Source organism: Streptomyces sp. NPDC046977, from assembly GCF_040644455.1.
In the GTDB taxonomy this organism is placed as follows: Bacteria; Actinomycetota; Actinomycetes; order Streptomycetales; family Streptomycetaceae; genus Actinacidiphila.
Map to the genome: position 1 here is coordinate 1 of NZ_JBEYWO010000056.1, position 22,090 is coordinate 22,090.

Sequence of the window (22,090 nt, forward strand, 5' to 3'; positions counted from 1 at the left end):
AACTGCGGCGGATAGTTCTTCATGACCACGAGATGTCCGTCCTCAGATCCTCAGGATCCAGTGTCTCGCGTGTCCAAGATCAGGGGTCAAGGCCCCATGCCCTCACCATGAGAAACGCCGAAAAGACCATGTCTGCACGAATACCTCGCTGGAACGCTCTCAAGCATCCCGTACTCAAAAAAGACATCGAGGCGCAACTGGCGGCGGTCGAATCCGTCTTGCGGGACGCTACAAAGCATCATGAGGCCGAGCTGCAGGCCCCGGTGCAACACCTGCTTGCTGCCGGCGGCAAACGCTTCCGGCCCGCGATGACACTCCTTGCCGCACACTTCGGTGACCGGGACGCCCCCGAAGTCATCAAGGCGGCGGCAGCAGTGGAACTCGTCCACCTCGCATCCCTGCATCACGACGACGTCATCGACGAGGCTCGACTGCGACGCGGCGTACCGAGCGTCAACGCCCGCTGGGGCAATCGTACGGCGGTCAGGTCCGGCAATTTCCTTCTCGCTCGTTCAGCCCAGATCATCGCGGACCTCGGCGAAGAGGTCATCAACGCTTACCAGAGCCTCATGCTGCGCCTCATCAGAGGTCAAGCCTGGAACTCGCCGGACCCTCCACTCAAGGCGACCCCGTGCAGCACTACTTTGACGTCATCGCCGACAAGACCGGAGTCCTCGTCGCCGGGGCCGGGCGAATCGGCGCCCTCGTCGGCGGCGCAGACCCGACCACCGTCGAAGCCATCGGCATGTTCGGCGAGCGCATCGGCGCTGCCTTCCAAATTACCGACGACGTCCTCGACATCACCGGCGCGGGTCGCGACTTCAGGAAGGCTCCCGGCACTGACCTGCGTCAAGCTGTTCAGACGCTCCCCTTGCTGATCCTGCACGCCATGCCGCCGGACACCACCAACCCGGAGGACGCGCGACTACGCAAGCTGGTCAGCAGCGGCATCAGCAGTGACCACGAAGTCGAGGAGGCTCTGCGACTCCTGAGGAGCCACCAGGCACTCAGGGACGCCCGGGCACGCCTCGTCCACCTCGTCGACGAAGCCACGGGCACGCTGCAGAGCTACACCGATGCGCCGCCCGCTCAGCGATGGAGGACTTGTGCCGTTCCTTGCTACGGCACCTCTGAATCATTGGAGCTGCGCCTGGGCGCGGGGATGGCCTGCGAGGGAAGCGGGATCCGTCGTGGTGGCGTACTTGGCGGCGAGCCCGGGAGGCGATGGTCGTCGGAACGACGTGATCGGTGGCTCGGATCGCGACCGGCCGATTGCCGCCCACGCGGAGATCAGCCTGGCCGACGCGACCGTTCGCGGTTTGGCGCGATCCTGAGCGCACCGGGAGTAGGGGTCCGGCATCGCGGTATCCCTGATTGCGCGCTCCTCCCGTCCCGGCGAAACCCGCCTTGACGCAATCCGTCAACCGTGGAGCGGTCGTATACGAAATTGCACCGGATGCGCCGTCAACTAAGCTGCCGGCAGCCGTTAAACGCGTATCCAGCATTTGGAGGCGAGGTCGGTCGGTGCTCCACGTCCTCTAGACTGCGGGAGCCCTGTCCCCCCCCAGCAATGACTGTACGAAACTCCCCTGATGCCAGGGGTGACGGAATAATGCGGAAGGTGATTGTGATCCTCTCGAAGCACGGCGAGGCAAACGAGACCAACCTGACTGTCTATGCATGGATCCGAAAGAACCGCCGAATTGACCTGGGGGTAATGCGGCAGGAGCTCGGGTTGGCCGACGAGAAGATCAGGGAAAGTCTCGACCGACTCTGTGCGGCAGGCCTTGTGGTGCGCGCCGGCGATGATTCGGGGACTGGATTCGCGGTGGATCCGGCCGTCGCGATGGCCGGTTTCACGGGTCCGATCATGGCGCGCGTGCGAGAGGAGGAGCGCCGCATCCAGGAAATTCGAGAGGAGTTCGAGCTTTTCACTCCCCTTTATGCGGACGAGGGTAACTCTGCCCGGGGGCTGGACGTCCTCGGGAGCCTGGGCGAGGTGCGCGCGGCACTGAACCGGGAAGCCGCGCGGTGCCGCCAAGAGATGATCACGTGCCAGCCCGGCGGGAGCGCGCGCAAACCCGAGGCCATGTCCGAGGCGATGGAGCGCGATGCCGAGCTCCTGGAGCGGGGCGTGTCCATCCGAACGCTCTACCATCACACGGCCCGTTTCAACGGACCCAGTCAGGCGTACGTCGCAGCCGCGTCGGCGCTGGGCGCACGGTACCGCACCCTTCACGAACTCTTCGGGCGGCTCATCGTGTTCGACAGGGAGGTCGCCTTCATCCCCGTGCAGGACCAGTCCTGGGGGGCCGTCGTCCTGCGCGAGCCGTCAACGGTGGCGTACTTGTGCGATGTCTTCGAAGAGGCCTGGGAACGGGGTACACCGTTCGTGGATGCGGCGGTGCAGGGTTTTGAGCAGGTTTCACGTGACATCCACGAGACCATCGTGCGTCTGATGGCCGAGGGCCACAAGGACGAGACGATAGCGCGTCGTCTCGGGATGTCTCTGCGCACGGCGCGACGCCACATTGCCGACATCATGGAGCAGTTGAAGGCCACAAGCCGCTTCCAGGCAGGTGTGGCCGCGGCCACCCATGGGCTTGCCAAGGCGCCGGCCGTGGATTCGTGCGGCTGCGCCGAGGGGGATGCGTGTGTCGAGACGCAGTGCCCCGCCCGTTGAGGTGAGAAGTGACGACCTGGCGTCGTGCGGCCGGTCCGCGCGCCACGGTTCAGGCGAGGGACCAGGTTTTTAGTCCGCCTCCGTGTCCCGCCCTCGCGCCGAGTGCCGACCTATCCGGCCGACATCGTGGCTGCCCACGGGTCCGTGAACGCGTGCCAAGTGGTTGGGAATCCATTTTGAGGCGTTGTGTTCCCCGGTCTTCCTGCTGCCAGACAACTTGCTGAAGGGGTGGGGCGCTGGTGATCGGAGTGGTCCCGTTGACATCCTTGTCACGGATCGCGGGTCGGAGTGGCACGCGCCGGTACAGAGGAGAGACTTCCATGGCTGGTGACAAGACGGCTGTGCGAGGCGTGTTGGTCGTGGCCGCGATTGCGGCCGCATGCCTGTCCGGGTGGTCGGCGACTGCCGCGGGTGCTTCCGACACGGCGTTCCGGCATGCGGAGGCGTTCGTGACAGTGCAGAAGTGCGATGTGGTCTGCCTCGACGACAGTTCCTGGGGTGGCCGGCAGCGCGGTGGGTGGAACGACTAGCGGGCAGGGCGGTTCCGGCGCTTCGATCGGAGCTCTCCGTCTTTGCTGGCGGGTGTCCGGCTGCGGATGTCTGGCCCCAGAGGACAAGAGGTCCTCGTGACGTAGCGTGAGGGCAGCACACACCCTGCCGTCGCGTACGACAGGCCGTCCTTGGTGTGCGTGCCGGCGATGGGGCCGGGTCCCCACCGGTCGGCATCGGCGCGATCGCGGTCCGCATGGAAGTGACCGTCTGCGGGGGACGTCGGCACCGACCGGGACGGTGGATGCGTTGTGCTGTGTGCCGGTGGGCACATGGGCGTACATCGTTGGCAACGCCATTCCGGGAGAGATCGCCGACGCGCGTTCACATCCCGTGACTGATCCCGATCGACCGTTGCTTCCGTCGTCGGCGGGCTGTCACGCACCACATGCCGAACGTATTCCGCGGGGCTGCTCCGCCGGATCGATCAAGCGTAGATAGGGAATGATGAACCCGGATTTCTACTCGCGGGTTGCTGACGAGTTCGGCGGATACACCAGCGGGGGACTGCGTACTGACGTCTTCCCGGACGGTGATCCGGAGGCAGCGTTCGACGAGCTGGCGAGAGGCGTCGGTGGTCCGCACGTCCGGCTGGTCGACGTGGGCTGCGCCGATGGGCGCAGCCTGCTGAGGATCGCCCCGGCGTTCGGCAGTGTGCTCGGTGTCGACATGTCGGAGGCGATGCTGGAGGCCGCCGAGCGCAGGCGGGCGGAGTCCGGGCCGGCCGGCGTCAGGTTCGAGCGACGCGATGCGTCCCGTACCGGCCTTCCTGAGGGGGAGGCGGACGTGCTCACCTCCCGGCGCGGGCCGTTGTTCCCGGGAGAGTTCCTCCGGGTACTCAGGTCCGGCGGCCATCTGATCTACATGGGCATCGGCGAGAGGGACGCCCGTGTACTCAAGGAGACCTTCGGCCGTGGCCAGCTCTACGGTCGCTGGGACGGCAGGCCGGTGATGGACGAAGTGGTCGAGGAGCTGACCGAGGCCGGTTTCACGGTGGTACTGGAGAAGACCTTCCGGACCGTGGAGTTCTACCACTCGCCGGTCGAGCTCGACACGTTCCTGCGCCAGGTACCGATTTTTGAGGACTACGACACGGTGGCCGACCAGGCTGCGTTCGAACGCTACGTGGCATCGGCCGGCAGCGGCCGCGGCATCCGCCTCGACCGGCACTGGTTCGTGGTCCAGGGGCGGAGGGCAGCATGACGATCCACTCCGATCTCGAGTCCGAGGTCCGAAGCTACAGTCGGCAGTGGCCGGTGGTGTTCGACCGGGCGGAGGGCAGCCTGCTGTTCACCGAGGACGGTCAGCCCTACCTGGACTTCTTCGCCGGCGCTGGCGCGCTCAACTACGGTCACAACAACCCTGTGCTCAAGCAGGCCCTGCTGGATTACATCGCCCGGGACGGGGTCTCGCACGCGCTGGACATGTTCACCGTGGCGAGGCGCGACTTCCTCGAGACCTTCCAGAACCTCGTCCTGATGCCGCGCGGGCTGGATTACAAGATGCTGTTCCCCGGCCCCGGCGGCGCGAACGCGGTCGAGGCGGCCTTGAAGCTTGCCCGCCGGGTCACAGGCCGGCAGTCGGTGGTGAGTTTCACCAACTCCTTCCACGGGATGACCCTGGGGGCCCTCGCGGTCAGTGGCAACGTGGCGAAGCGCGCGGCCGCCGGAGTGGCCCTGACCCTGGCGACCCCGATGCCCTACGACGGCTACCCGGGCGTCGGCGAATCCGGGCCGCGCCATCTCGACCGGCTGTTGTCGGACGGGGGCAGCGGGCTGGACCGGCCCGCTGCCGTCATCGTGGAGACGGTGCAGGGCGAAGGCGGACTGAGGGCCGTCGGCGCGGAGTGGCTGCGCGATCTCGCCGAGGTGTGCAAGCGGCACGAGGTGCTGCTCATTGTCGACGACGTCCAGATGGGCTGCGGTCGCACGGGAACGTTCTTCAGCTTCGAGGACGCCGGGATCACTCCGGACATGGTCTGTCTGTCCAAGTCCATCGGAGGCTTCGGCCTTCCCCTGGCCCTCACTCTCATCCGCCCGGAACTGGACGTCTGGAAACCGGGCGATCACAGCGGGACCTTCCGCGGTGTCAGCGGTTCCTTCGTGACGGGGGCGGAGGCGCTGCGCGCCTACTGGAGTGACAGGTTGCTGGAGAAGTCCACCCGCGATCGAGGCGAGCGGATCGCGACGGCCCTGGGCGCCGTTGTGGCCGAGCACCCCGAGGCGGCCCTGGAGGTCCGCGGCAGGGGGTTCGCGGCCGGCCTGCGGTTCACCACCCCGGGCGCGGCCCGCGCGGTGTGCGCCGCGGCTTTCGGAACGGGCCTGCTCATGGAGACCTCCGGTGCGGCCGGTGACGTGGTGAAGCTGCTGCCCCCGCTGACCATCAGCGACGACGACCTGGACGAGGGTCTCGGCATCATCCGTACGTGCGTGAGCTCGGTGCTCGCGCGGAGGAAGTGAGGGGTCACGGCTGTGCCAGGCAGGATTCCCGAAGTCGACCTCGCTGTGTGGCGCGAGGCGTCCGGCACCGATCGTGCCGCGATCGCCGCGGAGTTGGACGCCGCGCTGGGCGGTACCGGCATGTTCCTGTTGTCGGGGCACGGTGTGCCGCAGGTCGTGATCGACGACTTCCGGGCCGCCGCCAAGCGCTTCTTCGGTCTGCGCAGAGAGGTCAAGGCCCAGTACGCCATCGAGGCTGCGTACGACGGCGGATGGCTGGAGATGCATCCCCCCGGCGGTGTCGGGGTGCCGGTGAGCGAAGACAAAGATGCCCCGAGCGCACCGGACCTTCACGAGTCGTTCTACATGGGGCCCGGCCATCGTACCGGCGACGAGCAGCGGGACCGGTTCAACTATCCCGCGAACCGCTGGCCGGTGGAGCTGCCGGAGCTGCGGGCGGCCGCGGACGCGTACACGGCGCACATGCTGCGGGTGGCGCGTTCGGTCAACGAGTTGCTTGCCATCACCTTGGGGCTGCCGGAGGACTTCTTCACTTCACGGGCCCGAAGGGCGACGTGGACGCAGAACGCCAGTTGGTACCCGTCGTACGCGAGTATCGGAGAGGTCGCTCGCGGTCAGTTCCGCAACGGGCCGCACACCGACCTGGGCACTGTCACCCTGCTGTGCCGCCAGCAAGGTGTGGGTGGGTTGCAGGCGTGGACCGAGGAGGACGGCTGGTTTCCGCCTCCCTACAGCCCGGACTCGTTCATCGTCAATCTCGGTGACTTGATGGAGCTGTGGACCGATGGGCGCTGGAGGGCCTTGAAGCACCGCGTTCTGCCGCCCAGTTCGGCCGCCCCGGACGAGGAACTGCTGTCACTGGTCTTCTTCTTCGAGACCGACCCCGACACGTTGATCGAGCCCTTGGCCGCTCCGGTCGGTGGTGGCCGGGGCCTGCCGGCGTCGTACGCGCGCCGGACGGTGCTCGAGAAGCTCGGCGTCTCGCACGATTCCGTGCGGGTGGGCTGAGCCATGAGCAGAATCGTCGCCGTCGTGTCCGGCGGGATCGACTCGGTCACCATGGCGCATCACCTCGCCGCCCAGGGTCACGACCTTCATGTGCTCGCCGTTGACTACGGCCAGCGCCACCGCAAGGAACTCCGGTTCGCCGCGGCTGTCGCGGAACGGATCGGTGCGCCGTACGAGGAGGTCGATCTGCGCACCCTGAGGAGCGTGATGCGCGGATCGTCGCTGACGGATCCGGATGTGGCGGTGCCCCGCCCGGACCGGCCGGTGGACGGCAACCCGAACATTGTGCCGAACCGTAACGCCGTCCTGTTGTCGGTGGCGTTCGCCCTGGCGGTCACGGTGCGGGCGGATGCCGTGGCCTTCGGAGTCATGGCCGAGGACGTCGGCCCGTCCGACACCTCCGAGGAGTTCCTGCGGCTGTTCCTCGCGATGGAGCGGGTCGCGACCCGGGGTTCGCTGGCGACCGAGGTCGACCTGCTCGCTCCACTGATCGAACTGCCGAAGACCGGAGTCGTCGCTCTCGGCGACAAGCTCGGTGTGCCCTGGGACCAGACGTGGACGTGCTTCCGTGGTGAGGACATGCACTGCGGCGCGTGTGCGGCGTGTGTCGAACGGCGTGCAGCGTTCATGGATCTGGGTATCACCGACCCCACAGTCTATCGCGAAGCGTGGGCCCCCCGGTGACCGCCGCCAGCCGCCGCACAGGCCGTCTCGACCGGGAAGGATGCGGTGCCACGTGCAAGCGGAACTCGTAGTCAACGAGATCTTCGGCCCTACCGTTCAAGGCGAAGGCCGGTCGATGGGCCGCAGGTGCGCCTTCCTGCGGCTCGGTGGCTGCAACCTGTCGTGCACGTGGTGCGACACGCCCTACACATGGGACTGGACCGGTGCGGGGGAATCCGGGGTCGCATACAACCCCCGTGAGGAGTTGCACCGCCGCCCGGTCAGCGACGTGGCCGAGGAGCTCCTCGCGTTCGGTGTCGAGCTGATTGTCATCTCCGGCGGCGAGCCACTCGGTCAGCAGAGCCGACTCGTCCCGCTGGTCGAACTGCTCACGGCGCGCGGCCTCGAGATCGAGATCGAGACCAACGGTACCCACGCCGCGGCCCCGGCCCTGGTGGCCGCCGGAGTCCGCTTCAACGTCTCGCCGAAGCTGGCCCACGCGGGTGACCCGGTCACCAGGCGGATCGTGCCGCACGCGCTGAAGAGCCTCGCGCGCACGGAAGGCTCCACGTTCAAATTCGTCTGCCGCAACGCCGACGACTTGGACGAGGTTGCCCGACTGGTCGAGGAATTCGGCCTCGACTCGGTCTGGATCATGCCGAAGGGTCGGACGGGCGCCGAGGTGAGCCGGCACATGGCTGAGCTGGCCGATGCGGTGGTCGCACGCGGCTGGAACCTCACGACACGCCTGCACACCCTGCTGTGGGGCGACAAGCGAGCTGTCTGACGTGGCTGAATCAAGCGAGATGGGTTAATCGGAATCATGACGCTGCGTATCACCAAGAAGTTCGAGTTCTCCGCCAGCCATCGGCTCTCCGGCCTGGCCGAGGGGCACCAGTGTGCCCGGCTGCACGGCCACAACTATGTCGTCGAGCTGGAGCTGAGCGCCGACCGGTCCGAACTGACACCCACGGGGTTCGTGCGCGACTACGGCGAGTTGGCCTCCTTCAAGTCGTGGCTGGACCAAACACTCGACCACCGTCACCTCAACGACCTGGTGGAGGCCAACCCCACCGCCGAGAACCTGGCGGTCTGGCTCTACGAGCAATGGTCGAAGGAGTTCCCGGAGCTGACGTCCGTACGCATCTCCGAGACCCCCAAGACCTGGGCCGAGTACCGGCCCTGAAACGTCGGGCGGCGGGCTGGAGCCGGCCGCCCGTGCATCGGAATCGAGCAACGGCCGTGCCGGTCGCACTGGAAAGGTGCTTGGATGTCTGTGACGACGTGGGTGCACGAGGGTGACGCCGACTCGGGGAGGCCGCGGGAGGAAGACCCACTGGTCGCGCTTGCCTGGCAGCTCCTCAAGGAGATCGGGGAGGACCCCGATCGCGACGGTCTGCGTGATACTCCGGCGCGCTTCGCCCGCTGGTGGCGCGAATTCATCAACTACGAGCCGGGATCAGTGGGCACGCTGTTCGAGTCGGTCGGCACCGAGCAATTGGTGGTCGTCTCGGACATCGAGGTCTGGTCTCTCTGCGAGCACCACCTGCTGCCGTTCAACTGCTCGGTGACGATCGCCTATCGCCCGGCCGGCCGGCTGCTCGGCTTGTCCAAGTTCGCCCGGATCGCCCATCGGCATGCGCACAAGCTCCAGGTCCAGGAGCGGCTGGTCTCGCAGATCGCCGAGGACGTCGCGGTCCTCAGCGGGGCGGAGGACGTGGCCGTCATCGGCAAGGGCGAGCATCTGTGCATGACGATGCGGGGCATCAAGGCGGCCGCCAAGATGACCTCGACGGCCTACCGCGGGGCTTTCGGCGAGGACGCCGGGCTCCGGGCCGAGGTGTTCAACCTGCTGCGCCCCTGAAACCGAACACCCATCCGTACCCCTGAGGGGCCTGTCCGGGGCCTCGGCAGCGGTCCCGAGGAGCATGTGCCATGCAAACACCATCGGTGTCAGGAATCGGTCTGATCTCCACTCGGCTTCCGGGGTGGGAGGCGCAGATGGCCCTTAGCCGCGAACCGACCGTCTCCGCAGCTGAGTTGATCAAGCAGACCGTCGCGATCGATTTCCCTCAGGGCGAGGCCGACGGCGACCGGCCGGAGGCCACGTTCGGGCGACGCCTGCGGGACCTGCGGCTGCAGAGCGGGCTGTCGCAGAAGCAGCTGGCGCGCTCCAGCACGCTCAGCATCCGAGCGATCCGCGATCTGGAGAACGGAAGGGTACGCCAACCGAGGGCGGACTCCCTGCGACTTCTCGGCGATGCCCTCGGTCTCAGCGCAGCCCAGATGAAGCGACTGGCGAACGACATCCCGGCAGGCCCGCCGGCGGGGGTGGAACCCGCGATGAGCGGCCCGTTCATCGGCCGGGACCACGAGCTGGCGGCATTGGTGACGATGCTGGGTGCCGAGCACCACCGCCTGGTCACGATTGCCGGGATCGAGGGCGTCGGCAAGACACGGCTCGCTTTGGAGGTGGCGCATGCGCTCGAGGCAGCGGAGCAGGCGACGGTCCTCTGGTTGCCCCTGGACGAGGAGCGGCTCCGGGGGGCTAAGGCCCCGGTTGGGGCTTCGGAGCAACTCACACTGCTGCGCCAGGTGGTGAACGGCGGGCAGGACGGCCGTCGGCGCCTCGCCGAGTCCATCGGTGAGTCGGCCGGCCTCCTCGTCCTCGACGGTGCCCGGCCGGAGGACGGGCCGGCGGATATCGCGGCCGACCTCCTGGCGGCATGCCCCCGGCTGCGGATTCTCGTCACGACGAGAAACCCCGTGGGCATGCCCCTCGACACGCTCTTTCCCCTCGCACCGCTTCCGGTGCCCCCGTCCGACACCGAGTCCGCGGACCTGGACAAGGTGGCGTCGGTGACGCTGCTCCTCGCCCAGATGAAGCGCATCCGGCCGGCCTTCCACCCCGACTCCCATGTCGTCGCCGAAGCCGCCCGGATCTGCCGTGCGCTCGACGGGCTCCCCGCCGCTCTCGAGTCCGCCGCCCAATGGAGCCTGATCTACTCTCTGCGGCAGCTTTCCCAGCAACTCACCGTCGAGCCGCTCACGGTTGCGCGACGCCCCCACGGGAGCCATCGCCGGCCGGACACCTACACGTCGGTGCACCACACCGTCGCCGCACTGAGCGGCCGCCAGCGTGACCTGCTGGCGGCCATGTCCCGCAACGCGCCCGGACCCGACGACGACTGGTCGGTTCCGGAGGTGGCGGACGAGATGGGCCTGTCGGCCGCGGAATGCGCCAACGACATCTACCACCTCCTCATCCTCGGCATACTCCGCCGCGTCGACCACCACGACGTGGCGAAGTTCAAGGTCCTCAACATCGTCAGCTTCGCCGGACAGAACGCAGCCGCGTGATGCCGGCGCCCCCGGAAGGAATCGACCGTGCGACTCTGCACTCTTCGCACCGCGACCGGTGAGGACGTCGGCTTGTCGACGGCCGGTGGGCTCGTCACCCTGAGCCTCGTCAACGCGATCGCGGGAACGGACTACGGCCCGACCATGCTGGACATCATCCAGAAGGGCCAGGCCGCCGCGCTCGCTGCCTCGGTGGCCTCCCTGCCCGACCCCGGCGTGCCGGCCCTGCGGGACGAGCCGGACTTCGGGCCGTTGTACCGGTGTCCGCCGAAGCTGTGGGGTGTGGGCCTGAACTACGTGCGCCACGCGGACGACCTCGGGGTACGGCAGCCGACCGACGCCCCCGGCTCCTACCTGCGGCCCGCCTCCACGGTGATCGGGTGCGGCGACGACATCGTGCTTCCCGTCCAGTCGGAGCGCATCACCGCCGAAGCCGAGCTCGGCGTGGTCATCGGAACCACCTGCCGGGACGTGTCGCCCGAGGACGCTCCGTCCGTGATCTTCGGCTATACGACGGTCCTGGACATGACGGCCGAGGACGTGATCCGCGTCAACCCCCGCCACATCCCCTGGGCGAAGGCCTTCGACACCTTCTGCAGCCTCGGACCCTGGATCGTGACCCCCGATGAGATCCCCGACCTCTCCGCCGTACGGATCTCCACCGTCGTGAACGGTGAGACGATCGCGTCCAACCAGGTGTCCGCGATGATGTACGCCCCCCATTGGCAGGTCGGCTACTTCTCCGGCGGCATGGTCCTCGAAGCCGGGTCCGTGATAGCCACGGGGACCCCCGGCGCCGGCGTGATCCACGACGGGGACACCGTGGAAGCCCGTGTCGAGGGTGTCGGCACCCTCCGCAACACCGTCAGGAACGCGCCCTCCGCCGGCCGCTGAACCCCGTTGGCGCCGTCTCCCGCGGATCCGGAGCCAGGCGTGCGTCCCCGGTCGCGCCGGGCGCGACCGGATCGGGTCGGTGACGGACCGGACGAGGGCGTCGGCGCAGCGGTGTCGACGCCCGTCCGAGGCCCCTCAGCCCGTGGTGTCCGGACCCGGCGCGACCCCAGCCGGCTCGGCGGGGAGGGGCGCGATCTCCAGCCTGACCGCTTGCCGCGCGATGGCCATGGTGCGCAGCACACTCGCCCGGTCCGGGCCGTGCACCGAGGCGCTGACCGGGATGCACATGTTGTGGTTCGTGATCGGCACGTGGTCCCCGGGCCCGAACTCCACGAGCACGTCCCCGACGCCCGGCAGCGCGCTCAGCTCGCCCAGCCCGTGCACGGCCACCAAGGCGCCGGGAGCGTCGTCGTTGCGAATGACGACGGAACCGAGTACGGCCCTGAAGCCGTGATCACCGTCGATCGCGTCCGGACGCCGGCCTAGGTAGCACTCGACGGCGTCGTGGAACGGCCGCAGATCGGAGTGCCTCGTCCACATCGGCACCGCGGGCCCTCCGGAGAAGCGGGCCGCGAGCTCGATCAGGTACACCTCGTCTCCGTCGCGACTGCACTTGACCTCGATGTGGCTGGGTCCCAGACGGATGCCGAATTCGTCGAGCACGCGCTTGACGAACCGCTCCACCCGGACATAGTCGGGGTGGTCGTCACCGATCTGGACGATGTCCCACAGGGGGAAGTCGTAGTCGCGGTCGTCGGGGCGCCGGTACTCCCACATGTCGATGAGACGGTGGTCACCGTCCGCGCTGCAGAAATTGACCGCGTACTCGCGCCCGCGTACATAGCGCTCCACCAGCCATTCGGTGAGCGGCCGCCCGTGCAGGTCCACCGTCGGCACCCTGTCCGCCTCGTCCAGAGCCGCCGCGTCAGTGATTACCGAGACACCGTGGGACCCCGTGCCCATGGTCTGCTTCACGATGACGGGAAAGCCGATGTCGTGTGCGGCCTTCGCCACCCCGTCGAGGGAGTGGACCAGCCGGAACTCGGGAACCCGGACGCCCGTTTGCGCGGCCCTGGTCCGCATGGCCGACTTGTTTCGCCGCGCCCAGCCGAGCGCGGGGTCGTTACCGGGCAGGCCGAGCCGCGCCGCGATCTCGTCGGCCACGTGCAGCGTCGCCCCGTGGGCGGGGACGACGGCTCGCACGTCGAACCCGGACGCGCGCACCTGCCGGACGGCGTCGTCGACATCGCAGGCTTGCACCGACATCCCGCCGTCGACGCCGGCCGGTTGGTCAGCGGCGGTGGTCAGACCCGTGGAGACGGCCAGCGCCTGGAATCCGAGATCGCGAACGGCGGTCCGGTAGTGGTGTCCGTTCATGCTGTTGGCGGGATCCACGAGCAGGATCACCGGGTCTCTCGGTTCCACCGAGACTCCTTTCAGGAGAGGCGTGTGCCGCGCCGACGGCTAGTGTGCGGCCATGGCGTGTGCGGTCTTGAGCACCATGTCCTCGGCGGGGTTGACCCGGTCCCTCTCGGCAACCGCGGCCATCAGGTCGAAGACGTCGACGTTCGCGATCTCGGCGCACCTGCCGATCAGCGGGAAGAAGCTGGAGTGGGTTCGGGTGACTCCGCCGGCGACCTGGTAGGTGCGGTCGTCGTGCAGCCGCTCCAACGGGCGGACGACGGACTCGCTCAGCTCCGCCAGGGCCCGGAAGTCGTACCTGTCGCGCCCGTCCTGGACGTGCAGGGTCGCTGCGAACGTCTCGGTGATGGTGTTGCCGGCACCGCGGCCGATGCCGTCGAGGGTCGTGTCGACGAACCGCGCTCCGCCGGCCGCCGCCGCGAGCGAGTTGGCGTTGGCGAGGTTCAGGTTGTCGTGCCCGTGGAAGCCGAGCGGAACCGTCACCGACTGACGGACCTTCTCGAACAGCTCGGTGACGTCCCCCGGCAGGTAGCCACCCGCCGAGTCGACCAGGTAGACGGTGTCGGCGCCGTAGTCGGCACACTGCCGGACCGCGGCTGTGACCATGTCGGTGCCGAGCACGTTCGTCTTCATGAGATTGGCGAACGTCGTGATGCCGAGGTCCTTGGCGAGGGCGATGTACGTCTCGGCCGGAGCCACGGCGGTGACGTCCACGCCGACCCGCACGAACCGCATGCCGGCGGCCGCGGCCTGGCGGAGGTGATCGAGCTCGGCGATGCCCGGGATGCAGAACATGCCCCAACTCGCGCTTGTCAGCGTCTCGGAGGCGATACTGAAGCACCGCGCGTCCGACACACGCGTCGGGTGGGGCGTGCGCTCTGCGGCGTTGAGGCCCAATCCGTGACCCAGCTCGACGAATCGGACACCTGCACCTTCAAGGCCGGTCAGGACGCTCTTGATCGTACTTTCCGTGAACTGGAAATCGACAGCGTAACTACCGTCACGGAGTGTGCAGTCGAGTATGTCGACTGAATATGATCGCCGGTCCTCGGCGGCCATCGGCGATACTTGTGACATCGAATACCTCAAGTGGAGGAGTGCGGGTCCGGGGGTGGTTCGACACTAACCACGGGATGTGCATCCGTCAGCGGCAGAAGCCCGGCAGAAGAGCGCACGTTCACCGGCTCGCGGAGCGGGGAATCCCCGTGAGGGGCAGCGCCGCACCGAGGCAGGTCCGGTGCCGCCGGCTCCTCATCGTCAACGGCCGGCCGGCGAACGCTGCGGCACGCCCGGCTGGTCCGAGACGGTGAGCTCGACCCGCTGGGTCGTCGCGGAAACGCTGTCTTTCAGTCCAGCACGGCCAGCGCCCTCGTGGGCGCGCCATCGCCGCCGAGGACGTTGAGCACGCCTGTGAACAGCGTGCACCACCGGTCCGCGATCTCCCGCAGCACCAGGTTCTCCAGGATCAGTGTGCCCGCGGACAGCAGCGTGCGGTGCACGTCGTAGGGGAAGTTCGGCGGACGCATGCTCATGGGCATCTCAGGGCTGATTGTGTCCATGCCGATGAGCCGCAGTCCCTTGGCCACGGCCCACTCGGCCGCGTCGACCGTGAGGTACGGGTGTTTGTCCACATAGGCGTCCTCGCCGTAGCGGTCGTCCCACCCGGTGCGGACCAGCAGTGCGTCACCGGGTCCGAGGTCCACGGCGGACTCCAGATCGGCCGCCGTGATCGGCTCCGCGCTGTCCCGCAGGACCTGGAGGCAGTAGGCCCGACCGACCAGAGCCGACACCGGCAACTGGTCCACCGTGGCGCCGTTCTCGACGAAGTGCGACGGGGCGTCCAGGTGAGTGCCGATGTGGGTCGGCATGTTCAGTCGCATGACCCGCATCCGGTGTTCCGCCCACGTGCTGGTGGGCGTGAACTCGGGAGCGGGGATCGTACGCGCGTGCGGCATGCCCTGTTCGAGCGGGTGGGAGAGGTCAATGGTGCGAGACATGCAGTGCTGCTCCTTCAACTCGACTGTGCTGCGCCGCGATCGGGGATCGCGCCGGGAGGGGGCTCGCCTCGGTCACTGGGCTCGTTCGTCGGCCGCGACCCCGTAGACACGCCGCAGCCTGCGGCTGGAGGTGGTCTCCTGGAACGGATGCCGGCCGTGGAGCATGCGCCGGTTGTCCCAGAGCAGGCCGACGCCCCGTTCGAGCAGCACGGACTCCGCGTGCTCGGCCGCCGAGGCGGAGACCTTGTCGAAGGCGTCCATGGCCGCGAGAAGCTCCGGAGGCACCGGCGTGCCCTCGGCGGCGAAGCCCTGCTCGATGTACATGCGGACGTAGCGCAGCTCGTAGCCGTCCGCCGTCCGCGTGAGCACGGGCTGCCGCTTGACCCTGATCCCTTCCGTCTGGTTTTTCACGTCGAAGGGCACGGGCCGGCTCAGCTCGGTGACGTGCGCCGGGTCGAGCCCGGCGAGCTGCCGGACCAGGCTGTCGACGTCCATGAGTAGGGTCTCGCCACCCGTCGCCGCGGACAGCCCGAAGAGGAAGGCGACATCGGGCAACTGCGGCAGCAGGGTGCCGTCGGTGTGGTAGTTGCCGGCCTTGTTCGAACTGGAGTAGTGACTGGTCTCCTCTGCTCCGGCTTTGACCTCGACGGGATAGATGAGTTCGCCCGAGCTGTACTGCGGGACCGGACGAAAGAGCGCCGTGAAGAAGTTCCAGTAGAGGGTGGAGACCTGGTGGTCGTCGAGTCCCTCCGGGTCGACCCGTACAACGGCGCCACCCGCGTCTCCGCGGATCGCCGCCAGTATGTCGTCCCGCAGCGCCAGGATCTCTGTATTGGCCGTTCTGAAGGCCTCGGTGGGCCAGCTGTCCAGAGGCGTGTCCGCGGCTGTGCCCCGTGTCAGCAGGGCTGAGGCCGCCGAGCTGGGGATCGTGAATTCCGGAATCGTGACATCAGTTGCCATCGTGGCTTTCCATTTCTGTGAGGTGATCGGGTCCCGAATGCTGTTCAGGCGTCAAGCGGCCACGTCCGGTAGTGACCGGAAGGCAGTTGCAGCACATCACGCTCGACGAGTTGCCAGTCGCTGCGCACCGGTGGCTGCTCCCTGTTGCGGCGTTCGCGCATCCGGCTCCGGTGGAAGTCGATCACATCGGAGCTGAACCTGAGCCGCCCAGGGTTCAGGTACCGCACCGCGCCATCAGCGTCACGCGCCGTCAGCACCTCGCCGCGGTTGTAGACGCTGGGTGAGAAGGGAACATCCAGATAACCGAGCCCGAACGCCTTCACCACGCCTTCCGTGAGGCTGCCGTCACCGGCCAGCAGGACACTCTCCAGGATCTGGTCCACCTCGGCCCGCAGGATGGTGGCCTCCTCACGGACCGTACGCTCGTCCACCTCGATGCCGTCCGCCTCGATCGCGCCCAGCCGGCTCAGGTGCAGACCCTCCTGATTGTCGGACACCGACGGAATGGTGGTCGCCTCGACAGGTGTTTTGACGATCAGCCGCGAAGCGCCGGACAGCCGGCCGGTGCTGGCCGAGGCCACGATCAGCTGCCTCGCCCGGTTGTGCTCCCGGGGAAACGCCGCCATGTGCTGGTGGAACACGATGTTGACCTGAACGCCCGGAAAGCCCAGGTTGGCGAGATACTTCTGACCCAGTTCGCGCAGCACCCTGATCGCCGCGATGTCCTGCGCCCGATTGCCCTGTTCGGCGTACCCCAGGGAGACCGACCCCACGCCCTGACCGGCCGCCAGCATCGCCTCGATCACATTGACGACGATCGCGAGGCTCGGCGGGATCAGCACGGCGGTGAGCGTCCCGAAGAACTCACGGTCGATGACGACGCCGAACTTCTCACGATAGAGGCCGACCAGCCGATCGACGTACTGCCACCGCTTGAGCGACTGGGCCAGCGAGTATTCCTTGAAGTAGGGAATGTTGTACGTGATGGCGCCACCCTCGAAGCCGGTGACACCACCCGCACACGAGATCTCGGCCAGGAGACGTGGGTCGCGTGTGCTGTGACGCGTCTGCAGCGGCGTCCGTACCTCCGCGCTCAACCGCCGCAGAACATCGACCCCATGATTGACCATGGGAAATCCGTTGAGCGTCGAGGTGCCTCGTTCCCGGCTCTCCGCGATCGCCTCACCGGCCTTGCGGTACTCGTTGTTCCTGGTGAGGGAATCGATCTGGTAGGACAACACGTCCGCGCCTGCCCGGCGCAGGGCCAGGAACGCCGATCGCTGCTCGGCGGCGAGCGCAACGCCCGAGCGCGGCTGTATCAGAAACGGCCGTTCCGCCCGCGGCCGCGGTGTGTGCGCCCGAGCGAACGACGGCTGGCGCAGCAGGAACGCCGCGTTGTCCGCCAAGTCCCGGGCACGCGCGCCCGTCGGCCAGGACTCCAGAACCGAGGGTCGCTGTTGCCGCAACTCGGCCACGGTGAGCCGCTGATCGGGCGGCGCCGTGCCCGGCGAGGTGGGCAAGGGGGACACCGTGGGCCTGGCACGTACCGCGGGAGCGCTGGTGAACAGGTCCTCGGCCAGGACCGCGAGAATTGTCGGGATGTCGACGTACGTCGGAAAGACGCGTTGAAAGCCCAGGCGCCGCGCTTCTCCGGTAATTCGTTCGGCGCTGCCTACGTCGAGGTTTCCGCCAGCATACCAGAGCGCATCGATGTCAGAGTACCTGAGCATCAGGTCCGAAAACTTCTTCAGATAGTGGCGGAAATGACCGTCCATGCACGAGATCATCACGACATCTGTGTCGGCCGCATTCCTGAAGAAATCGTCCAGCGTATTCTGCGTGCCCATGAAGTGGACCGTGTAGCCGGCCTCGTCGATGGCGTGTTTCAGCAGGGTGAGACCGACCGAATGGGCGTCGGCGCCGATCCCGCCGAGCACGATCGACCTTGGCGGCGACAATCTCATGGTGTTTCTCCGTTACCTTTCGGCACCGCGTGCTCCGGTGGACTCGATCACCGCTCGCGAGCAGTACCGGGGCTTCGCGCGCCCTCGACGGCGGATGAGGTGGGGTGATCCGAGGGCGGGGACCTCGTCGTCACCCGTTTCTCCGGACATCGCTGTGCCGCGCCTCGTCCCGGCGGGACCGGCGCGGCTGTACTGACAGCCGGTGCGTACCGGACGCTCACGTCCCGGCGGCGCAGCAGAACGTGACCGCCGGCGATTTCTCTGACACTGAATTCCTCAAGCGGGGGAGTGCGGTGCAGGCATTGCGCTGACGGTATCCAACACGTTCGTATATGTCAGCGGCAGAAGCCCGGCAGAAGAGCGCCCAGGGATTGCCTCAACTGCCGCTCCGGACGCGCGGGAACACCTTGCGACAAGAGGCGGTGGCGTGTACGAATTGGACTGCAGGAATCTGCGGGGCTGGAAGGCTACGGTACGGAAGGGTTATTCGATGGGCAGCATCCTCAGTCAGAGTCAGGTCGAGTTCTACCGTGACAACGGGTTCTGTGTCGCTGACGGGATATTCAGCACCGCGGTGGTCGAGAAGGCGCGGTCCGTCGTTGACGAACTGCTTTCCTCCGCCGACCTCGCCAGTGTCGCCGAGGCGGAGCCGGAGGACGGCTCCAAGGCCCGCCGCATCTGGGCCCCGACATCGAGGGACGAACTCTTCGCCGACATCGCTGAGGACGCCCGGCTCCTCGACGCGGTGGAGCAACTGATCGGCCCCGACATCGTGCTGCAGTACTCGAAGCTCAACGTGAAGCCGCCGCGCGTGGGAAGCGTCGTGGAGTGGCACCAGGACTTCGCGTTCTACCCCCACACGAACACGGACCTGGTCGCCACGCTGATCTATCTGGACGACGCGACCCGGGAGAACGCCGCTCTGCGAGTCGTCGCCGGCTCACACCGGCACGGCCTGCTCGACCACGAGTCGGAGGGGCACTTCGTCGGCAAGGTTTCGTCGCCGGCGGACGTGGGCCTGGACGACTCGGCGATCATCGACTGCGAGGGGCCCGCGGGATCGGTAGTCTTCATCCACCCGCTGCTCCTGCATTCGTCGGAGAAGAACCTCTCGGACATGTACCGCCGCGTTTTCATCCCGTCCTACCGAGCGGCCGACGCCCTTCCCATCTACTACGGTCCGCACGCCGCGCACAACGAGCCGACCGCGAAGCTGGTGCGCGGCCGTGTGCCCAGGGCCGTTCGCAGTGAGGCTGGCGTGTGGCAGCTACCCATTGCGGCAGCGGAGTTCAACTCGCTCTACCAGATCCAGGAGGGCTCCCACGTGAGCGACGGGACGAAGTCGCCCACCGGGTACTTCTCCCACGAGCACGGCACGAAGGGCACGGCGGGCTCCTCGATGTGAACGAGCAGCGCCGGTCGCCGGGGCCGGCTCCCGCCAGTGCGGCTGCGCCGCGAAGACGCATCCTTCAGGCGGCGTGCCGGCCTCACGGCCCGTCCGGCGCGGGGCTGCCACGCGTGGGAGTCAGGAAGCCGCCGGTCGGGGGGCGACCGCCTGCCAGCGAACCTGGCGGCGCCGGCCGTCGATCACCCCTGACCCTTCGCATGGCACGAGAAGCAGCAAGGAGCAACCATGACCAGCACGCTGAGCGCCGGAACACCGGCTGTCGTTCTCATGGATCCCGTCGGGGCCAGCATCAATTTCAAACCCCAGGTGTCCGAGCGCGGAATGGCAGTGATATCCGTGTACACGATGCCCCGCGAGCACATCCACGTCCGGTGGCCGGACCACGCGGCGGGTGACACGGTCAGCCTCTACGCTGCCGAACTCGAGGAGATCCGGGCGATGCTCGGCGAGCTGAACGCCGACATTCGCGCCGTGGTCCCCGCCTTCGACGTTGCCGTGGACAAGGCGGACACGCTGGCTGAGGAACTCGGCCTGCCCGGCAACGGCGCGCGGCTCGCCCCTGCCCGCCGGGACAAGTCAGTGATGCGGGAGACCGCCGCGCGGGCCGGGATCCGTATCCCCCGGTACGTGCTGGTGGAGGACGCGGCCGACATCCTCCGTGCCGCGGACGCCGTGGGATTCCCCGCCTTCGTCAAGCAGACCGCCGGGGCCGCCTCCCATGGCACTCGGCTGCTGAGCCGGCCCCAGGACGCCGGCGACCTCTCGGCCCTCCACCGGACCGACCATTTCGGGCGGCCGGTCCGGGCCTGGCTGGTGGAGCAGTACGTCCGCGGCCGGGAGCTGGGAGTGAACTTCTTCTCGCACGACGGTGTGCATCACATCGTGGACATCTGGGAGTACCGCCAGCCCGACGACCGGGACTACTCGTTCCCCTACTGGGACTGGGCGCAGATACCCCCGGACGACCCCGACTGGCAGACCGCCGTCGACTACGTGCGGCAGGTCCTCGACGCGTTCGGCGTGCGCCTCGGCCCCAGCCACACCGAGATCAAGATCTCGGGGGGTGACGCCTACCTGATCGAACTCGGCGCGCGTCTGCCCGCCTACCCCATGATCGACGCCTGGATGGCGCGAAGCGATCTCGACCCGCACCGGCAGTCCTTGGCCTCCAGGCTGGGTGAGGTCCCCAAGATCGCGACCGCACCGGTGAAGCTCGACGGCTTTTGTGGTGCCAACGCCATGCGCAACGACGGGCCGCCCGGTCGTCTGATCGAGATCCGCGGCCTGGACAAGGTGCCGCGACTTCCCGGCGTGGACCAGGTGCTGGTGGGCTATCAGGCGGGCGACATCGTCCCCACGACCGACAGCATCAGGACGATTCCGGTCAAGGTGAGTGTCTCGGCGCCGGACTACCCGGAACTGCTCCAGCGACTGTCGGCGGTCCGCGACACCGTGGAGTTCGTGATCGAACCGGTCAGCCGACCCTGATGAGGTTCCTGTCCTCGTATCGGGAGCTCTTTTCCCTGCCGAACTTCGGCGTGTCTTTGTGCGCGGCCGTCGCCGGCAAGCTCAAGCCGGGAGTCTCCTCGCTCGCCCTCCTGCTCGGGGTCGCCCACTACCGAGGACTCGGTCAGGCAGCCGTGGTCGTGTCGGTGTCCGCGCTGTCCGGAGCCACCCTCCCGCTCAGGGGCAGGCTGATGGACCGTCATGGATACACTCGGGGCATGGGGCCCGCGCTCCTGACGCATCTGTTCGCGTTGCTGGTTCTGGTACTGAACGAACGCGCGCACGGACCGTTCGCCGCCACGTTGGTCGCGGCGTTCGTCGCGGGGGTGTCGGCCCCTCCGATCCAGATCGTCACGCGGCTGATGTGGCGCGAGATGACCACAGGGTCGCTCCGCACGACGATTCTGTCGTTGGACACCATGCTGGCGGACCTGGGGTACATCGCGGGTCCGACCATCGCGGCCTTCCTCGTGGTCGTCGTGGCGCCCTGGGCCGGTCTTGCCGCCTCCGGACTCCTGGGCATCATCGCGACCCTCCTGCTCCTCTCCCGCAAGCTGCCGAACCCGCGTCCACCGGAGCGGACCGGCGAGCGCCACTGGCTGGGCCCGCTGCGCAACCGAGTGCTGCGCGGGATCATGGCGGCGGCGACGTCGTTCTTCCTCGCGGTCCGCGCGATCGAGCTGGCCTTTCCCCTCTGGGCTCAGCAGCACGATGCGCCGCTGATGAGTGGCGTGCTCCTCAGCTGCATGTCCTTGGGCAGTGTGGCGGGCGGCCTCCTCCTGGGAGCGTTCCCGGCGCGGTGGTCGGTCAGAGCAACGCTTCCGGTCACGCTGGCCGCGCTGTGCCTGGGGACCGCGGTGGTGGCGGCGGCCAGCTTCACTTGGACGGTGGTCCTGGTCGCGGCTGCCGCGCTCATGGGCATCGCCCTGGGGCCCAGTTTCGTGGCTCTGTGGACGACAGCCGGCGAACTGACCCCGGCTCACATGACCGCGGAGACCCTCGCGTGGATCAGTTCGTTCATGGCGCTGGGCGGAGCTGCCGGGTCAGCGGCGGGCAGCGTGATCGCCCAGGCACTCGGGCCGGGGGCGGTGCTGGTTCTCGCGGCCGTGATCCTCGCCGTCGCCTCCGGGCTGGCCCACCGGGTCATCAAAGCCGAACCGTTGGCGCCGGAACAGATGCCGGAATCGCTGCCCGCGTCGGCATGAGAACGGAGGAGC

20 protein-coding genes and 1 pseudogene are annotated in these 22,090 nt (G+C 67.8%); 15 read left to right on the forward strand and 6 right to left on the reverse strand.

The window, feature by feature from the left end:
* Positions 1–86: 86 nt before the first annotated feature.
* The gene (locus tag ABZ883_RS41135; protein ID WP_360916852.1) at positions 87–389 is read right to left on the reverse strand and encodes a hypothetical protein; all 303 of its coding nucleotides are present in this window, start codon (positions 387–389) and stop codon (positions 87–89) included.
* Between ABZ883_RS41135 and ABZ883_RS41140 the strand changes: the two are divergent.
* From ABZ883_RS41140 to ABZ883_RS41195, 12 genes and pseudogenes are all read left to right on the forward strand, one after another.
* Positions 273–545: pseudogene (locus ABZ883_RS41140) on the forward strand (polyprenyl synthetase family protein); the annotation flags it as partial. The gene ABZ883_RS41135 and the pseudogene ABZ883_RS41140 overlap by 117 nt on opposite strands.
* A gap of 86 nt (positions 546–631) precedes the next feature.
* Positions 632–1,411 carry a polyprenyl synthetase family protein gene (locus ABZ883_RS41145; protein WP_360916774.1) on the forward strand — a complete coding sequence of 260 codons (780 nt, stop codon included), beginning with the start codon at positions 632–634 and terminating at the stop codon, positions 1,409–1,411.
* A gap of 210 nt (positions 1,412–1,621) precedes the next feature.
* Positions 1,622–2,683, forward strand: a complete 1,062-nt coding sequence (locus tag ABZ883_RS41150; protein WP_360916777.1) for a LuxR C-terminal-related transcriptional regulator — start codon at positions 1,622–1,624, stop codon at positions 2,681–2,683.
* 993 nt (positions 2,684–3,676) lie between these two features.
* Positions 3,677–4,435 (forward strand): methyltransferase domain-containing protein, encoded by a 759-nt coding sequence (locus tag ABZ883_RS41155; RefSeq protein ID WP_360916780.1) that lies wholly within the window; start codon positions 3,677–3,679, stop codon positions 4,433–4,435.
* Positions 4,432–5,691, forward strand: a complete 1,260-nt coding sequence (gene ectB / locus ABZ883_RS41160) for a diaminobutyrate--2-oxoglutarate transaminase (RefSeq protein WP_360916783.1) — start codon at positions 4,432–4,434, stop codon at positions 5,689–5,691. Before ABZ883_RS41155 ends, ectB begins: the two co-directional genes overlap by 4 nt.
* A gap of 45 nt (positions 5,692–5,736) precedes the next feature.
* On the forward strand, positions 5,737–6,699 hold the full coding sequence (locus ABZ883_RS41165; protein ID WP_360916786.1) for a 2-oxoglutarate and iron-dependent oxygenase domain-containing protein: 963 nt from the start codon (positions 5,737–5,739) through the stop codon (positions 6,697–6,699).
* A 24-nt stretch (positions 6,700–6,723) separates the two neighbouring features.
* A complete protein-coding gene (locus ABZ883_RS41170; RefSeq protein WP_360916788.1) occupies positions 6,724–7,383 on the forward strand; it encodes a 7-cyano-7-deazaguanine synthase in 660 nt (219 codons plus the stop codon).
* A gap of 52 nt (positions 7,384–7,435) precedes the next feature.
* The gene (locus ABZ883_RS41175; protein WP_360916791.1) at positions 7,436–8,149 is read left to right on the forward strand and encodes a 7-carboxy-7-deazaguanine synthase QueE; all 714 of its coding nucleotides are present in this window, start codon (positions 7,436–7,438) and stop codon (positions 8,147–8,149) included.
* A gap of 36 nt (positions 8,150–8,185) precedes the next feature.
* Positions 8,186–8,548 carry a 6-carboxytetrahydropterin synthase gene (locus ABZ883_RS41180; RefSeq protein WP_360916794.1) on the forward strand — a complete coding sequence of 121 codons (363 nt, stop codon included), beginning with the start codon at positions 8,186–8,188 and terminating at the stop codon, positions 8,546–8,548.
* Between the two features lie 84 nt (positions 8,549–8,632).
* Positions 8,633–9,226: a GTP cyclohydrolase I gene (gene folE / locus ABZ883_RS41185; protein WP_360916797.1), complete on the forward strand. Its 594-nt coding sequence runs from the start codon at positions 8,633–8,635 to the stop codon at positions 9,224–9,226.
* Between the two features lie 71 nt (positions 9,227–9,297).
* Positions 9,298–10,722 (forward strand): helix-turn-helix domain-containing protein, encoded by a 1,425-nt coding sequence (locus ABZ883_RS41190; protein ID WP_360916800.1) that lies wholly within the window; start codon positions 9,298–9,300, stop codon positions 10,720–10,722.
* 27 nt (positions 10,723–10,749) lie between these two features.
* Complete coding sequence (locus tag ABZ883_RS41195; protein WP_360916803.1) at positions 10,750–11,616, forward strand: fumarylacetoacetate hydrolase family protein; 867 nt, start codon at positions 10,750–10,752, stop codon at positions 11,614–11,616.
* A gap of 135 nt (positions 11,617–11,751) precedes the next feature.
* On the opposite strand, the gene ABZ883_RS41200 is transcribed toward ABZ883_RS41195, so the two are convergent.
* The 5 genes from ABZ883_RS41200 to ABZ883_RS41220 all read right to left on the reverse strand — a co-directional run bounded on the left by ABZ883_RS41200 (position 11,752) and on the right by ABZ883_RS41220 (position 17,959).
* On the reverse strand, positions 11,752–13,041 hold the full coding sequence (locus ABZ883_RS41200) for an ATP-grasp domain-containing protein (RefSeq protein WP_360916806.1): 1,290 nt from the start codon (positions 13,039–13,041) through the stop codon (positions 11,752–11,754).
* A 39-nt stretch (positions 13,042–13,080) separates the two neighbouring features.
* A complete protein-coding gene (locus ABZ883_RS41205) occupies positions 13,081–14,115 on the reverse strand; it encodes a hypothetical protein (protein WP_360916809.1) in 1,035 nt (344 codons plus the stop codon).
* A gap of 269 nt (positions 14,116–14,384) precedes the next feature.
* Positions 14,385–15,035, reverse strand: coding sequence for a cyclase family protein (locus tag ABZ883_RS41210; protein ID WP_360916812.1), 651 nt, complete (start codon positions 15,033–15,035; stop codon positions 14,385–14,387).
* 72 nt (positions 15,036–15,107) lie between these two features.
* Positions 15,108–15,995 carry a TauD/TfdA family dioxygenase gene (locus tag ABZ883_RS41215; protein WP_360916815.1) on the reverse strand — a complete coding sequence of 296 codons (888 nt, stop codon included), beginning with the start codon at positions 15,993–15,995 and terminating at the stop codon, positions 15,108–15,110.
* A 44-nt stretch (positions 15,996–16,039) separates the two neighbouring features.
* Positions 16,040–17,959 carry a methylaspartate mutase subunit E gene (locus ABZ883_RS41220; protein WP_360916818.1) on the reverse strand — a complete coding sequence of 640 codons (1,920 nt, stop codon included), beginning with the start codon at positions 17,957–17,959 and terminating at the stop codon, positions 16,040–16,042.
* A gap of 490 nt (positions 17,960–18,449) precedes the next feature.
* Between ABZ883_RS41220 and ABZ883_RS41225 the strand changes: the two genes are divergently transcribed.
* The 3 genes from ABZ883_RS41225 to ABZ883_RS41235 all read left to right on the forward strand — a co-directional run bounded on the left by ABZ883_RS41225 (position 18,450) and on the right by ABZ883_RS41235 (position 22,078).
* Positions 18,450–19,364: a phytanoyl-CoA dioxygenase family protein gene (locus tag ABZ883_RS41225; protein WP_360916821.1), complete on the forward strand. Its 915-nt coding sequence runs from the start codon at positions 18,450–18,452 to the stop codon at positions 19,362–19,364.
* Between the two features lie 228 nt (positions 19,365–19,592).
* Positions 19,593–20,855, forward strand: coding sequence for an ATP-grasp domain-containing protein (locus ABZ883_RS41230; protein WP_360916824.1), 1,263 nt, complete (start codon positions 19,593–19,595; stop codon positions 20,853–20,855).
* A complete protein-coding gene (locus ABZ883_RS41235; protein ID WP_360916827.1) occupies positions 20,855–22,078 on the forward strand; it encodes an MFS transporter in 1,224 nt (407 codons plus the stop codon). The genes ABZ883_RS41230 and ABZ883_RS41235 overlap by 1 nt, the downstream gene beginning before the upstream one ends.
* The last annotated feature ends 12 nt before the right edge of the window (positions 22,079–22,090 follow it).

What these genes read in the sequence shown, in the direction of transcription:
- folE (WP_360916797.1), top strand. Translation starts at nt 8,633, where the DNA reads ATGTCTGTGACGACGTGGGTGCACGAGGGTGACGCCGACTCGGGGAGG.
- ABZ883_RS41225 (WP_360916821.1), top strand. Translation starts at nt 18,450, where the DNA reads ATGGGCAGCATCCTCAGTCAGAGTCAGGTCGAGTTCTACCGTGACAAC.
- ABZ883_RS41215 (WP_360916815.1), bottom strand. Translation starts at nt 15,995, where the DNA reads ATGGCAACTGATGTCACGATTCCGGAATTCACGATCCCCAGCTCGGCG.
- ABZ883_RS41235 (WP_360916827.1), top strand. Translation starts at nt 20,855, where the DNA reads ATGAGGTTCCTGTCCTCGTATCGGGAGCTCTTTTCCCTGCCGAACTTC.
- ABZ883_RS41220 (WP_360916818.1), bottom strand. Translation starts at nt 17,959, where the DNA reads ATGAGATTGTCGCCGCCAAGGTCGATCGTGCTCGGCGGGATCGGCGCC.
- ABZ883_RS41205 (WP_360916809.1), bottom strand. Translation starts at nt 14,115, where the DNA reads ATGTCACAAGTATCGCCGATGGCCGCCGAGGACCGGCGATCATATTCA.
- ABZ883_RS41190 (WP_360916800.1), top strand. Translation starts at nt 9,298, where the DNA reads ATGCAAACACCATCGGTGTCAGGAATCGGTCTGATCTCCACTCGGCTT.
- ABZ883_RS41210 (WP_360916812.1), bottom strand. Translation starts at nt 15,035, where the DNA reads ATGTCTCGCACCATTGACCTCTCCCACCCGCTCGAACAGGGCATGCCG.
- ABZ883_RS41155 (WP_360916780.1), top strand. Translation starts at nt 3,677, where the DNA reads ATGATGAACCCGGATTTCTACTCGCGGGTTGCTGACGAGTTCGGCGGA.
- ABZ883_RS41230 (WP_360916824.1), top strand. Translation starts at nt 19,593, where the DNA reads ATGACCAGCACGCTGAGCGCCGGAACACCGGCTGTCGTTCTCATGGAT.
- ABZ883_RS41180 (WP_360916794.1), top strand. Translation starts at nt 8,186, where the DNA reads ATGACGCTGCGTATCACCAAGAAGTTCGAGTTCTCCGCCAGCCATCGG.
- ectB (WP_360916783.1), top strand. Translation starts at nt 4,432, where the DNA reads ATGACGATCCACTCCGATCTCGAGTCCGAGGTCCGAAGCTACAGTCGG.